The sequence below is a fragment of the Pontibacter sp. SGAir0037 genome, assembly GCF_005491705.1.
GTDB lineage: Bacteria > Bacteroidota > Bacteroidia > Cytophagales > Hymenobacteraceae > Pontibacter.
In genome coordinates this window covers 4,212,061-4,227,403 of the sequence record NZ_CP028092.1, presented here as the reverse complement: position 1 = coordinate 4,227,403, position 15,343 = coordinate 4,212,061, and the positions used below count along the sequence as shown (strand labels likewise).

At 44.5% G+C, this 15,343-nt stretch carries 8 protein-coding genes; 1 reads left to right on the top strand and 7 read right to left on the bottom strand.

All coding sequences use genetic code 11. The features are described 5' to 3' along the window. Positions 1-5: 5 nt before the first annotated feature. Both rnr and C1N53_RS17420 read right to left on the bottom strand, forming a co-directional pair. Positions 6-2,291 carry a ribonuclease R gene (gene rnr, locus C1N53_RS17425; RefSeq protein WP_137760529.1) on the bottom strand — a complete coding sequence of 762 codons (2,286 nt, stop codon included), beginning with the start codon at positions 2,289-2,291 and terminating at the stop codon, positions 6-8. Between the two features lie 715 nt (positions 2,292-3,006). Beyond that, positions 3,007-4,821 carry an ABC transporter ATP-binding protein gene (locus C1N53_RS17420; RefSeq protein ID WP_137760528.1) on the bottom strand — a complete coding sequence of 605 codons (1,815 nt, stop codon included), beginning with the start codon at positions 4,819-4,821 and terminating at the stop codon, positions 3,007-3,009. 175 nt (positions 4,822-4,996) lie between these two features. Here C1N53_RS17420 and C1N53_RS17415 point away from each other — a divergent pair, with 175 nt between their 5' ends. Next, positions 4,997-5,602, top strand: a complete 606-nt coding sequence (locus tag C1N53_RS17415) for an HAD family phosphatase (protein WP_137760527.1) — start codon at positions 4,997-4,999, stop codon at positions 5,600-5,602. A gap of 134 nt (positions 5,603-5,736) precedes the next feature. Here C1N53_RS17415 and C1N53_RS17410 read toward each other — a convergent pair whose 3' ends face one another. The 5 genes from C1N53_RS17410 to C1N53_RS17395 all read right to left on the bottom strand — a co-directional run bounded on the left by C1N53_RS17410 (position 5,737) and on the right by C1N53_RS17395 (position 15,300). After that, positions 5,737-6,429 carry a lipoprotein signal peptidase gene (locus tag C1N53_RS17410; protein ID WP_137760526.1) on the bottom strand — a complete coding sequence of 231 codons (693 nt, stop codon included), beginning with the start codon at positions 6,427-6,429 and terminating at the stop codon, positions 5,737-5,739. Between the two features lie 71 nt (positions 6,430-6,500). Further along, positions 6,501-9,845 (bottom strand): isoleucine--tRNA ligase, encoded by a 3,345-nt coding sequence (gene ileS / locus C1N53_RS17405; protein ID WP_137760525.1) that lies wholly within the window; start codon positions 9,843-9,845, stop codon positions 6,501-6,503. Further along, positions 9,823-12,342: an RND family transporter gene (locus C1N53_RS17400; RefSeq protein WP_137760524.1), complete on the bottom strand. Its 2,520-nt coding sequence runs from the start codon at positions 12,340-12,342 to the stop codon at positions 9,823-9,825. The genes ileS and C1N53_RS17400 overlap by 23 nt, the downstream gene beginning before the upstream one ends. 281 nt (positions 12,343-12,623) lie before the next feature. After that, positions 12,624-12,785 (bottom strand): hypothetical protein, encoded by a 162-nt coding sequence (locus C1N53_RS22610; RefSeq protein ID WP_168194056.1) that lies wholly within the window; start codon positions 12,783-12,785, stop codon positions 12,624-12,626. A 451-nt stretch (positions 12,786-13,236) separates the two neighbouring features. Beyond that, positions 13,237-15,300 (bottom strand): cation:proton antiporter, encoded by a 2,064-nt coding sequence (locus tag C1N53_RS17395; RefSeq protein WP_137760523.1) that lies wholly within the window; start codon positions 15,298-15,300, stop codon positions 13,237-13,239. Positions 15,301-15,343 lie beyond the last annotated feature (43 nt).

Genomic DNA, 15,343 nt, shown 5'->3' with positions numbered 1-15,343 from the left:
GTTGCTTAGTGTTGTTTCAGGGTTTTTACTAGTTCCAGATCGATGGTTCGTTCTGCAAGGTTAGCGCTTTTTACTTCTACCAGCACTTCGTCGCCAAACGAAATGATACGTTTTGTCTGCCGGCCGATGATACGGTAGTTGTTGGCGTCGAGCTCGTAATAATCATCGTTCAGATCAGACAAGCGCACCATACCTTCGCATTTATTTTCTTCGATCTCCACAAAGATACCCCATTCTGTTACACCAGACACTATTCCTTTATATTCATTTCCGATAGTGTCTTTCATAAACTCAACCTGCTTATACTTAATAGAAGCACGCTCGGCATCAGCTGCACGCTTTTCCATTTCGGAGGAGTGGCGGCAACGCTCTTCAAAGGCTTCTTTGTCTTCTGATTTACCACCATCGAGGTAGTGCTGTAACAGGCGATGTGCCATCATATCCGGGTAACGGCGTATTGGCGAGGTAAAGTGCGAGTAGTGGTCGAATGCCAGTCCGAAGTGGCCTTCCGGCTCCGTACTATACTTTGCTTTAGCCATTGTGCGTATAGCCAGGTTCTGCAACACACTCTGTTCCGGCTTCCCTTCTGTTTCCTCAGCCAAAGAGTTCAGTTCTTCAGATATATCGCCATCAGGATCTACTTTATAGCCAAACTTGCGTGCGAAAAGCGAAAAAGTGCTCAGCTTATCAGGATCAGGGGCACCGTGTGTACGGTACACCATAGTAGGGCGACGCTTGCCTTTGCCCAGGTTATAGACAAATTCTGCCACCTTTTTATTAGCCAGCAGCATAAACTCCTCTATCAGCTTATGCGCATCTTTCCGCTCTTTTACATAAATGTAGAGAGGCTTACCGTTTTCGTCCAGTTTAAATTTAACTTCTGTTGTTTCAAAACTGATGGCTCCGTTTTTAAAGCGCTTGTCTTTTAGCTTCTTGGCAATATTGTTAAGCGTATTGATTTCTTCTGCAAAATCGCCCTCTCCTGTTTCTATGCGCTCCTGTGCCTCCTCGTAAGCAAACCTTCTGTCAGAATAGATAACGGTTCGGCCATACCAGGTATCGTATAATTTGCCGTTGTCGTCCATTTCAAACACCACCGAAAAAGTAAGCTTTTCTTCGTTTGGTCGGAGCGAACAAAGCCCGTTCGAGAGGCGCTCAGGCAACATCGGAATTGTTCTGTCTACAAGGTATACCGAAGTGGCTCTGTGGAAGCCTTCTTTCTCTAGCAGGCTACCCGGCTGTACATAATGGGTAACATCCGCTATATGTACCCCAATTTCCCAATGCCCGTTCTCCAGTTTCTGAATAGAAAGAGCATCGTCGAAGTCTTTGGCATCGGCCGGATCTATGGTAAAGGTGATTACATCTCTGAAATCGCGCCGCTTTGCTATTTCAGCAGCAGTTATTTTGTCGGAAATACTTTCGGCTTCTTCTTCTACCTCCTGCGGGAACTGGAACGGAAGACCAAATTCAGCCATGATAGAGTGTATTTCTGCCTCGTGCTCACCGGCTGGCCCGAATACACGAACTACTTCACCTGTAGGGTTCTTGCCCGCTTGCTTGGGCCATTCTACAATCTTTACAAGTACCTTATCGCCTGCCTGGGCATCGGCCAGACCACGTTCACCTATAAAAATGTCGAAATAAAGCTTTTTGAAATCAGGAATAACAAAACCAAAGTTCTTTGAGAGCTCCATAATACCTACCAGCTCTGTGCGGGAACGTTCCAGCACTTCTATCACCATGCCTTCGGTACGGCCGCCATGTACGGTAGGCAGTACTTCTACTTTTACCAGGTCGCCATCCATCGCATATCTAAGGTGTTCTGTAAATACACGCACGTCTTCCTCTGTCTCTTCGGAAACAATATAGGCATACTTGCTATTAGCTAAATCTACGCGGCCGGTAATAATGTTTACCCGCAGGTTCAGCATAAACTTTTCTTCGTCTACAAGCAAGATGCGGTTGTCTCTAATTAAATCACGCAGGGTATTAGCGACCAACTCACGTCCTTTCTTATCGACCACACCTAAACGGCGGTATATCTGGCGGAGCGTATAAACAGTGTCGGGGCTGTTAGAGAAGGCTTCTAATACAAAAGCTTTAGCTTGCCTGTCTCTGCCTTCGCGCCGTCCTCCACCAGCATCTTTGCGGGAAGATGCTCCCCTGTAATCTGATGAATTACTTCTTGGTGATGCATCTTTTTTAGAAGATGCACCTCCCCTGCGGGAGCTACTTCTTTCGTTGCGGCTACCTTTGCTTCCACCGCTTTTACTGTTCTTACTTCTCATGTATTGTCTTTTGTCTCCTTATGGCTAAAGATGTTTTTCGGGTCTTAACCAAAACTTTAAGCCTACTATTGTTTATCAGTACTATACGCCTGTAACAGGTGCTTAGGTTAAAGCAAGAGCTAATTTGAGGTGAATCTATAGAAAAACTTCTATATAAGAGCAATTGAACTAACCAGATGTAGGAAATTGATACCTGAAAAAGCAGAAAAGAAAACTTTTTGTACTGTCGAGTTGTTAGCAGCAAGGTTGTGTAACACCTTATGTAGTAAACTCGAGCAATAAACTTTGCTTTATTTAAATACTTAAATAACTATATTTAAATGGGTTAATATTAAAGTAAGACTGTATCTTCTGATATTTATTATTTTAGATTGCCAAATTTTAAATTTACTTGTATTTTTGCTTGATGATTTTCTTTGAATAAGACTGAAGCCAAATTCCAAATCTATCATTCTATAACCAAGCTATGCTTACTATTGCAATTGTTGTTGTCCCCTTATTCTTTTATTGCCTTTACTTAATGTTTCGGGATTTTAAATCTAGTTTTGCATTATATAGATTTAAAAGGAACCGCTTAAGAAATAAAAGAATAGAGTAACCCTGACAAACTCTAAGGCAACTACTATACTTACTTACTCGTAAGTTAGTAAAAATAAAACCCCGTATAAAGCTATCATATAGCTTTATACGGGGTTTTATTTTTAACGAGAGAGGCTTAAACTACTCCGGCACGCATTGCCTCTCGTTTCTTTTGTGCAGCAACAATGTCCTCCGGATCTCCTTTTGGAATAGCACTGATCAGGGTGCGCGTATACTCCTGCTGTGGGTTCAGGTATAGCTGATCCGGCACTCCACTTTCCACTATCCGGCCTTTACTCATTACCAAAATACGGTCCGACATGTATTTAGCTACCGAAAGATCGTGTGTAATAAAGATATAGGTTATCTGAAACTCTTGCTTCAGCTTATTCAAAAGGTTTAGTACCTGCGCCTGTACCGATACATCTAAAGCGGATACTGATTCATCACAGATAATACATTTTGGCTGCAGGGCCAAAGCCCGGGCAATGCTGATGCGCTGCCTTTGCCCTCCTGAGAACTCATGTGGATAACGCTGAAAATGCTCAGGCATAAGCCCTACCTTATCAAGCAGTTCCATTACTTTTCCACGGCGTTCGTGATCATTTTTATATAGCTTATGCACACGCATTGGCTCCATTATAGCATCGCCTATAGTATGCATGGGGTTTAGCGAAGCATAAGGGTCCTGGAAAATCATCTGGAAGTCACGACGCCCTTTCCGAAGCTCTTCAGCACTTAGCGTTGCAATGTTTCGGCCTTCAAATAAGATACTTCCTGCTGTTGGTTCTACCAATCGTAACAAGGTACGTCCTAAGGTAGTTTTACCGCATCCTGACTCTCCAACCAAACCAATGGTTTCACCTGCCTGCACATCAAAACTTACTCCATCAACAGCTTTTACATAATCAGTTGTGCGGGCAAATAAACCTTTCTTTATAGGGAAGTATACTTTCAGATCCCTTACCTGCAACAGAGCTGCTTTCTGCCTGTTCTCCGACCTGCGAAGAGCACGCACATCCGTATGCTCCTCTATTAAAGGCTCTTCAGGTAACATAGGCTTTTTTTCCAATATGTTTCCCTGTTCATCCTCATACATAAAATCAGAAACAGTGGGCAACAGCGATTGTGCTTTGGCGGATAGCTTTGGCCTGCAGGCCAGCAAGCCTTTTGTATAAGGATGTTGCGGATTGGTAAAGATGTCCAGCACCTTGCCCTGCTCTACCAGCTTGCCTTTATACATTACCAGAATCCGGTCAGCTATCTCGGCCACTACTCCCAGATCGTGTGTGATAAAGAGGACTGCTGTATTTTCTTTTACACGCAATTCATCAATCAGCTCCAGCATACGCGCCTGCACAGTTACATCCAGTGCTGTGGTAGGCTCGTCTGCAATAAGTATACTGGGTTCGCAAGCCATAGCCATTGCTATCATTACCCGCTGCTTTTGCCCACCTGAAATCTCATGTGGATAAGCATCGTAAATTTTCTCCGGCCTTGGAAGCTTTGCCTTCTCAAATAAGGCAACCGTACGTTCTTTGGCTTCTTTTTTAGATATATCGGTATGCAGCAGCAGTACTTCCGCTACCTGTTTTCCACAAGTATAAACTGGATTTAGCGAAGACATCGGTTCCTGAAAAATCATGGAGATCTCGTTGCCGCGTATTTCCTGCATTTTCTTTTCGGGCAACGAGAACAGGTCTACTTCTCCAAATTTCTCCGATTGAAAAACGGCTGTTCCACCTGCAATTTTACCTGGTGGGGTGTTAATGAGCCGCATTACCGAAAGCGATGTGACAGACTTACCCGAACCCGATTCTCCTACTATGGCCACAGTCTCGCCCGGATAAATCTCAAACGATACTTTATCCACGGCTGTGGTAGTACCTCTGTGTGTTGAAAAAACAGTTTTGAGATTGTTTACCTTAAGTATGGGAGTTGGAGTTGCCAAGGGTATTTTAGTTTAAGCTTTTGGTAAAAATAAGCTTTTTTGGCAGATTGTTTATGGTTTGGCACCCGAATGTTTCATAGCCTTGCCTCTTATTGACAAACCTCTAGAATGATTTTATTTGTTTTACGTACAGGAGCGGGTAAATTAGCAAGTACAACATTTACAAAAGCAAACTATGACAAAAGCCATTATATTCGATTTAGGCGCGGTCCTGATCGATTGGAACCCGCATTACCTCTATCGCAAAATTTTTCAGGAAGAAGCTGAAATGCTGCATTTCCTGGAAAACATCTGCACTCCAGCCTGGAACGAAGAACAAGATGCAGGTCGTTCCCTTCAGGAGGCCACAGCTATGCTGGTGGAACAGTTTCCGGATCATGCAGCGTATATACAAGCTTTTTATGGACGCTGGGAAGAAATGTTGGGCGGTGCTATAGAAGGCACAGTAGCTATTTTCAGAGAGCTCAAGGAAAGCAACAAGTACAAAATTTACGCTCTTACAAACTGGTCAGCCGAAACCTTTCCTATTGCCAAAGAGCGATTTGACTTCTTAAACTGGTTTGATGGCGTGGTGGTATCTGGAGATGAGAAAGACCGAAAACCATTCCCAAGCTTTTACCAGACGCTGTTAGACAGGTACCAGGTAAAGCCTGAGGAGGCGGTGTTTATCGATGATAACCTGCGCAACGTAAAAGCGGCAGAAGAGCTAGGTATACCGAGCATTCATTTTACGTCTCCTGAGGCACTTCGGGAAAAGCTGGAAGAGAAAGGAGTTTTGTAGTGGTACTTGAATACAGCAGTACAGGTGCTCACAGGTTTAGTAAACATCATGTAGCTTTTGGAACTGCTGCCTGAACAAAAAAAGGGAACTGCTCCATGTGGAACAGCTCCCCCTTCTTTCTGATTTATTCTAGGTTAAATTTCTCTTCTGTGCTCTGCCTCAACGTCTGTTGATTCCGGAAAATCGGGTGCGTTTCGTGTGGTAGCAGCCGAGCTTATATTTGTACTACCTGTAGTAGCTTTTTGCTCCGGCTCCTGTGCAAAAAAACGCTTCTGGTTTAACAGAATAAGCAGCACACCAACAAATATGGCCGAATCAGCAACATTGAATATAGGCCATAAAGCAGTCATAGAGCCTCCGATAAGTGGCACCCAGTGTGGAATAGTACCTTTCCAGATATCCACGTAGAACATATCTATTACCTCCCCATGAAACCATGGAGTTGTAGAGCCATCAGTTTGTAATCCTAAGAAAACACCGTAGAAAGTACTATCTACTAAGTTACCGATAGCTCCACCCAAAATGAGGGCAATACACCATATCAGCCCAATCGCGGCTTTGTGTCTGGCCAGGTAATACAGGTAATAGCCAATGCCAAAAGTCGCAACCAATCTGAACAAGGTTAAAACCAATTTACCATAGTCGGAACCTAATTCCACGCCAAATGCCATACCTGGGTTTGTAGTGTAATGCAGCTTTAACCAATCGCCAAGCAGAACAATCTCTCCAGGCTCGCCCGGATACATGTTATAATGCACCGCAAGCTTTACTGCCTGGTCAATTAGTATGACAAGGACGCTTATTAAATAATATTTCCAGTATTTCATATTTTTAAATTAGGCACCAACTTTTCTGGCTTAGAGCTGGGCATTAAACTACATTTTTAAATGTCGCACAACTATCCCTCTACCTGTATCTGCACTTGTACCTGGTAGTCGTCGATGTCTAAGAGTGTGCCATCTGTTATTACATCTACCAGGTTCAGGCTCAATGCTTGCGTTTCGGTGCAAATATAGCCCTGGAAGCTCTCAACAGCCGCATTTACCTCTGGTGCAGATAGCTGCATGGCGATATGGATCTTATCCTGTACCTCCAGGTTGCTGTCTTTGCGCAGGTTCTGGATACGGTTTACCAGATCGCGGGCAATACCTTCCTGCTTCAGCTCTTCAGTAATGGTTACATCCAGGGCTACAGTCAGCTTGCCTTCGCTGGCCACTAACCAGCCCGGGATATCTTCTGAAGAAATTTCTACATCTTCTGGTGTAAGAACGGCTGTTTCATCTTCGCTGATATATACTTCGAAGCCGCCTTCTCGCTCGAGTTGCGCAATATTCTCCTGGTTCATCTGCTGAACAGCAGCGGCTACCAGTTTCATCTTTGGTCCGAATACCTGACCCAGCTTCTTAAAATTCGGCTTGATCTTCTTTACCAGGATGCCGGATGTATCGTCGATATACTCCACGTGCTTCACGTTCACCTCACTCATGATCAGATCTTCCACCGCCTGTATCTGCACCTTTGTATGTTCGTTCAGCACCGGTATGAGGATGCGCTGCAGTGGCTGGCGCACTTTGATCATGTGCTTCTTACGCAGCGAGTGTACCAACGACGATACTGTTTGTGCCAGTTGCATGCGCTCTTCCAGGTCTTTGTCTATAGCGCCTTCTGCTACCTCCGGGTAAAGCGTCAGGTGCACCGACTCCTCCTGGTTTTTACCGCTCACCTGGTTTAGGTCGCTGTACAGTTGCTCCATATAGAACGGTGCAATCGGAGAAGCAACCTTGGCTATGGTTTCCAGACAGGTGTACAGCGTCTGGTAAGCCGCCATTTTATCTTCGTTGTATTCACCTTTCCAGAAGCGTTTGCGGTTCAGGCGTACATACCAGTTACTCAGGTCGTCGATTACAAAATCCTGTATCGCGCGCGCGGCACGGGTTGGGTCGTAGTCGGCTAGGTTGGCGTCCACTTCCTGTACCAGCGTGTTTAATTTGGAGATGATCCAGCGGTCGCTTTCAGTTCTTCTTTCCAGGGGCACATCAGCCTCGGCATAATTAAAGTTATCGAGGTTGGCATACAGCGCGAAAAATGAATACGTGTTCTGAAGGGTGCCGAAGAAACGGCGCTGAGTTTCTACCACACCGTCTTCGTTAAACTTCAGGTTATCCCAAGGTGGTGCGTTAGAGATCATGTACCAGCGAACCGCATCAGGGCCATACTTTCCGATCATTTCAAATGGATCCACCGCATTGCCCAAGCGCTTGCTCATCTTGTTGCCGTTTTTATCCAGCACCAATCCGTTGGCAATTACATTTTTGTAGGCCACGCTATCTTCCAGCATAACCGCCAGCGCATGCAGGGTAAAGAACCAGCCACGTGTCTGATCCACACCTTCTGCTATGTAGTCGGCCGGGAAATTTTGTTCAAAGATATCGCTGTTCTCAAGCGGGTAGTGCCACTGTGCATAAGGCATGGCACCAGAGTCGAACCATACATCGATAAGGTCTGTCTCTCTGTACATTGCTTTTCCGGAGCCGCTTACCAACACGATGTTATCCACATACGGCCGATGCAGGTCGTTCAGTTCTACCACGCTCTCCATTACCCCTGCTGCTACGGCTTTTTCGATTTCGGCACGCAGTTGCTCTAATGAGCCGATGCATAGTTCCTCGTCGCCGTCTTCTGTTCTCCAGATAGGAAGCGGGGTGCCCCAGTAGCGTGATCGGGAAAGGTTCCAGTCTACCAGGTTCTCGAGCCAGTTACCAAAACGGCCTGTACCTGTAGATTCCGGTTTCCAATTGATGGTCTTGTTCAGCTCGATCAGCCTGTCTTTTACCGCTGTGGTTTTAATAAACCAGCTATCCAGCGGGTAGTACAGCACGGGCTTATCCGTACGCCAGCAGTGTGGGTAAGTGTGCTCGTATTTCTCTACCTTAAAGGCTTTATTTTCTTCTTTTAGCTTAATGGCGATCTTAACATCCGTTGGTTTGTAGTCAACCGCATTTTCGTCTTCGCCAGTATAGTTTTTTACATACATACCAGCAAAGTCGGTTACCTGAGGTACAAACCGGCCTTGCTTATCCACCAGCGGCATTGGCTTTCCGTTCTCATCCAGCACCAGCAGAGCCGGTATATCATTCTGGGCAGCTACTCTAAAGTCGTCTGCACCAAAAGTAGGTGCGATGTGCACGATACCTGTACCGTCTTCTGTGGTTACGAAGTCGCCTACCACTACTCTAAAGGCTGGTTTACCCGGCTGCACATACGGCATCAGCTGGTGATACTCTACTCCTGCCAGATCAGCTCCCACAAACTCTTCTACTACTTTAAAAGGGATCAGCTTATCGCCTGCTTTAAAATCTTCCAGCGCCAGGTCAGCAGCTTTCGGATTGAAGTAGCGGCTAACAAGGTCTTTTGCCAGTACAACCGAAACAGGGGCAAAAGTATAAGGGTTATAAGTTTTCACCTTCACATACTTAATGCCTTTTCCTACTGCCAGCGCTGTGTTAGATGGAAGCGTCCAGGGGGTCGTCGTCCATGCCAGCATGTATACATTCTCCTCCTCATTTTCGAACAGGAACATGTTGCGGGTAATCTTCTTCAGCTCGAACTGGGCAACTATGGTGGTGTCTTTTACCATTCTGTAGCAGCCCGGCTGGTTCAGCTCATGCGAACTTAAGCCTGTACCGGCTCCCGGTGAGTATGGCTGAATAGTATAGCCTTTGTATAGATAACCTTTATCGTACAGCTTCTTCAGCAGCGCCCAGCAGGATTCAATATAATCGTTTTCGAACGTGATGTACGGGTTGTCGAGGTCTACCCAGTACCCCATCTTCTCTGTCAGATCGTCCCACTGGTTTTTAAAACGCATAACCGTTTCGCGGCAGCGCTGGTTATACTCTTCTACTGATATCTTCTTGCCGATATCTTCTTTGGTAATACCTAGCTCTTTCTCTACCTGTAGCTCTACCGGCAGGCCGTGGGTATCCCAGCCGCCTTTACGGTTTACCTGGAAACCTTTTAATGTCTTGTAGCGGCAGAAAATATCTTTTACCGCACGGGCCATCACGTGGTGAATACCAGGAGTACCGTTTGCAGAAGGTGGTCCTTCATAAAAAACGAAAGGCTTGTGCCCTTCTCTTGTACTTACTGACTTCTGGAAGATGTTTTGCTCTTTCCAGAATGCCAGTACATCTTCGCCCAGTTTGGCGTAATTCAGATTTTTATACTCGTTGTACTTTCCCATTTGCAGGATTTTCTTCTTCCGTACTTACTTCTTCTTCTAATCTTAACTTCAGCTGATTCAGGTCCAGCTGTTCATCTTCGTGCTCCAGGTAAAACTCGTCGTACTGTTCTATCAAGGCATTCGGATCACGCTCGTACCTGCCGTTGTCGAAACTCATCAGCAAAGTTGGCAATATAATCAGGTTTGTGAACAATGCAATCAATAAACTTACCGACATCAGCAAGCCCAATGCCTTTGTACCGCCAAACTCTGAGAATGCAAATATAACAAAGCCAAAGAACAGTATAACAGAAGTATATACCATACTGGTACCTGCCTCTGTTAAACTGGTAGTAATGGCCCTGCTCACGTTAAACCCATTCGTAAACAATTCATTTCTGTACTTTGCCAGAAAGTGTATCGAATCGTCGATGGCTATTCCCAGCGCGATACTGAAAATAAGTGCCGTACTCGGCTTGAGCGGTATGTTGAAAAACCCCATCAGGCCACCGGCAATTAAAAGCGGTATCATGTTCGGAATGAGCGATATAATAACCACCCTTGCCGATTTAAACAACAAAGCAATGGTAATAGTTACCAACACAAACGCCAATATTAAACTGGACCGCAGGTTGTTGATAAGGTACTCGTTTCCTTTGATGAATAAGAGCGTTGTACCTGTCAGGCTAACAGAGGTTTGGCTGCCTGTATCGTCGCGGGTAAAGGTAGTGGTGTTGCCTTCTTCCGTTACAGTTACGCCTTCTCCTCCGTAAATCTCAAGCAGTTCAGGCTTTATCTTTTTCAGGATAAGCGTATCTAATTCCCTGGATCCTTTGTCGGCAACTTTAAGCGAGATACGTGCTTTCTGACCTGTGCTGTCTACAAAAGAGCGAAGCAACCGCTGGTTTACTCCTCCATTTTGCTTGGCTAGGTAACTGAACACGAAATTACGCTCTGTATTATCCGGCAGCCGGTACGACTCTTTATCTCCTTCATAGAAAGCCTGTGTAGCTGTTTTTACCAAACCTACTACTGAAATGGGAGCCGAAAGGATGGGTTGTGTATGCAGGAAATTCTCCAGCTTATTTAATTTGTTCAGGTTAGGCAAGCGCATTACTCCCTGCTTTACTCCTGTATCCACGATAATTTCAAGTGGCATTACTCCTCCGAAATGATGTTCAAAGAAGGCAAGATCGGCATTTACACTGCTTTCTTTCGGCAGATCATCTACCATATAAGAAACAGTCTTTACTTTGTAGATACCCCAGCAGGAAAAACCTAAAGCTACCGCAGTAAAGAAATAAACCAGGTGGCGCTTGCGGTGCACAATGTAATCGAAAAACTCTAATAGTTTGTTCAGCGGCTTTGCATCCAGGTGCCTTAGCTGCCTCGGGCTTGGTGGCGGCAGGTACGAAAACACAATAGGTATAAGCACCATGCTTATGATAAACGTCACAAAAATGTTGATGCCAGCCACTACACCAAACTCATAAAGTATAGCCACATGCGTAAATGTGAATACAATAAAACCAATGGCCGTGGTAGTGTTTGTTACCAGATTTACTACTCCGATTTTGCTGATGACCCTCGAAAGCGCCAGAATCTTGTTGCCGTGGCTGCGATAGTCGTAGTGGTAGCGCGTGAGCAGGTATGTGGAGTTCGGGATGCCAATTACAACGAGAATGGCCGGAATCAACCCTGTAAGTAAAGAGATTTTATACCCTAACAGAGAAATGGTGCCCATTACCCACACTACCACCAGGCTGATTACCAGCAGCGGAAAGATAACGGCGTAAAAAGACCGGAAGAAAATAAAAAGTGTAACGCCCGTTACAACCAGAGCCAGGACCAGAAACAGCTTCATTTCGGCTGCTACTTTGGTAGTCATAACAGCACGTACAAAAGGCAGACCTGCATAGTGCAGCTTAATATGCGTTTTTTTAACAAAGGCATTGGCGTGCACCATGATGTTATCCATCACCTCCACCCGCCTGGCCGAATTGAGATAAGCAGGATCTACTGTAACTGCTAAAAGCGTAGCTCCGGTTTTTTCGTTAATAATCTGCCCGCTGTAGAAATTCTGGTTTCGCACTACCTGCAGCAGACTATCCAACTCCTGCTGGTTGTCGGGAAAGGTTTTAAAGATAGGTGCAGTTGTGAACTTACGTGCTGCTGTATCTTTTACCACCTGCACCAGGTTGGGTAAAGAGATAACTGCTTTTACACCCTCTACTTTTGCTAAAGCATCCGAAAGTGTTTTCAGCTCCCTAAAATGCTCCAGCTGGTATACATGGTTATCGTGCACGCCTACTACCAGAATATTGCCGTCTTCGCCAAAGGTTTCTTTGAAACGCTGGAAGTATACCATGTCCGGATCCTCAGGAGAAACAACATTGGCAAAGTCGTAGGACATTTCTACATCTTTGGCATGGTAGCCCATAAATGCAGTAAGAAGTGATAACAGAATGAGTAGCCTCAGCCTGTTTTTGATGATAAAGATGGCAATTTTATTCCACATGGCTTGCTACAAGCAAAGGGGCACGCGTATCGATGGGTTAGCTAAAGGAGGCATAGTGTTCAATTACAAATGAATTTAACAGCATACCAGGCTTCTGACCAATGGTGATAAGGCAACCCTGTAAAAAAGTTTAGTAGGATTATTAATTCGGCAAAGGTACGGAATTTTAATTTTTTACAGGTTTTAAATGCATCGTTCAGATGTGTTGAGTCAGGCTTTCAGTTATAAATAAAAAAAGCTCCAACCGAAGCTGGAGCTTGTAAACCTTTCACATGAAATTTCTAATTCTTTTTACCTGAAGAGGAAGATTTCGAAGAATTATTCTGTGGCACACAATTAGGCACCTGCTTACCGTTTTTATCCTTCATACCTACCTGTTCATACCCTTTCCAGCACGGATCGTCCTGCTTAGAGCTATTTTTTGATTTTGATGTGTTTGCCATAGCTTTATTATGTTGATTAACAGTTTATACGAAGCTGAGCAATTATGGCTCGCACAGATTTACTCTTCTACTTATCATATCACCAGCCTCCTATGTTCATAACAGGTTCCCAGTATTTTTGTTAATTATTTCACAGCTAATACCTTACAAATTTATATACATACTCAAATCACCTGTTGTAAGCAGACTTGTTAACCGAATTGGCCTAAGGCCTGTGCTCTTAAACAGTTTTACGTGCTATAGCTCAGCTTGCCTGTGAATAATTCACAAATAGTAATGTGGATGAAGCAGTAAGTAAATTCCAGTTCTAACTATTAGTAGAACTTTTGTCTCTGCTTTTGCACCGCTTTCAAGAGCTTCAATTAACAAAACAAATAAGCATTTTAACTTAACATAATAAAGGCACTATTAGTAAAATCAGAAAAGACTATTAAACCTTTCAGTAAATTAATTAATAAGCTGGTGCTGCTGAAGTTCTGGGATCTACCAGGTGCTGGCTATGCTGCTCCGGATAAATAACCACAAAATTATGTTGCTGAAAGTACCTCGACAACTGCCTGTGAATGTTTGATAATTGCGAATGATGAGAGACACTGCCCGGCCGTGCGCTAATGATTATAAACAGATCATCGTCTAGCACATCACGACTCAGAATCAGAAAGTCTTCCCAATCTTCAAACAGGTTATACTTCACTGTCAGGTTCACCTTCATTTCTTTAAAAGTGCTTAAAATACGCTGGTTGGTAGCTTCCGTGGCGTAAAAAGTAACAGGCGCACTGGTTTGTTTCGCAATAGTTCTAACTGTGTTCAGCCAGTGTATAAACCCAGGTTCTGCCTCTGCCCTGGGAGGAACAGCAATTTTTACCTGTTTAATAGTGCTAACTGGCTGCACCAGCTTTGCAACCAATATCATTTCACCCGCTTTGCGCAGGATATTATCTAATACACTCCCGAATATCCTGTCTTTGGTGGATATCTTCTCACTCCACCCCATCACAATTTCAGTGATCATCAGGTCTTTAACAGCTCTGACAATACCATTAGGAATGTTGCTGTCCACACGTGTAAGTACAGCTACATCGGTATCGGTGGCGGCAGCATAGTGTTTTGCTTTTTCTAACAGCTTGGTGCTCTGAAGCAGATTCTCTTTGGTCTGCTGATCGTCTTTGATAATAGCCAATGGATATATAGGCTCTATCGATTTTGGATTTTTGACCAGTACGGCTAAATCGATGAGTTGCTCCATAGTATCGGCATTGGCTATAGGTACCAGAATACGTTCAGGTATTTCAGATAGATCAGGGGCTGTTTCGCTTTCTACCATCGCCTGCCTTACAGCTGCCTTCTCTGTTGCAAAAGAGCTGATAATACAAGTTACCAGAATCATCATGATGGTACCATTCAGCACGTTTTCGTTCAGGAGTTCTAACCTATAGCCCACCAAAACAGCGGCCAGTGTGGCAGCGGCCTGGGCATTACTCAAACCAAACATCAGCTGCCCCTCTGTTTTTGAAAAACGGAATACTTTTCTGCTGATGAAGGCAGCCAGCCACTTTGCAGAAGTAGCTACTGCAATCATAGCACTTGCCACAACCAGGGCTTCAGGACCCCGGAACAACACCCTCAGGTCTACCAGCATACCTACTCCAATCAGGAAAAAAGGAATGAAAAGGGCATTCCCTACAAACTCGATGCGGTTCATCAGCGGTGACGAATGTGGGATCAGCCTGTTCAGAGCCAAACCAGCCATAAAGGCACCAATAATGGGTTCTATACCTGCTAGCTCTGCCAGGAAAGCTGCCAGGAAAACCATAGCCAATACAAAGATATACTGTGATATGGCTTCGCTTTCATAGTTCTTAAAGAACCAGCGTGTAAACCTCGGAAAGCCCCACAACACAATAAAAGAGAAGATGGCCAATGAAATACACAACCTGATCCAGAACTCACTGCCTAATTCTCCCCGGGTAGCAGCTGTGATAATAGCGAGTACTAATAAAGCTGCCGTATCTGTTATAATGGTGCCTCCTACTGTAATGTTTACAGCCCTGTTTTTTGTAACACCTAACCTGCTGACAATCGGGTAAGCCAGCAAGGTATGTGAAGCGAACATACTGGCTAACAAAACCGAAGACAGCAGGCTAAACTGAAGCAGGAAAAAAGAAACGACTGTTCCCAACACCATAGGAATTGCGAACGTGAACCCTCCAAAGATCAGGCTCTTGGTTCTGTTCTTCTTAAAATCGTTCATATCGATCTCGAGTCCGGCCAGAAACATGATGTAGAGCAAGCCTACTGTTCCGAAAAGAACAATGCCCTGGTCACGCAGGAGTATGTTAAATCCATTAGGCCCGATAGCCACACCAGCCAGAATCAACCCTATGATGCTTGGAATTTTCAGCCTGTTCAGGATAACTGGAGCGAGTAGAATAATGAAGAGTACCAGCGAAAATATCAGTACTGGATCAGTTATCGGAAAGTATTCAGGAAAATAATAATCGAGGTTCAGGTACATAAACTTTAGAAAAGGATTCAGTAATATACGTAAAATTCAGGCA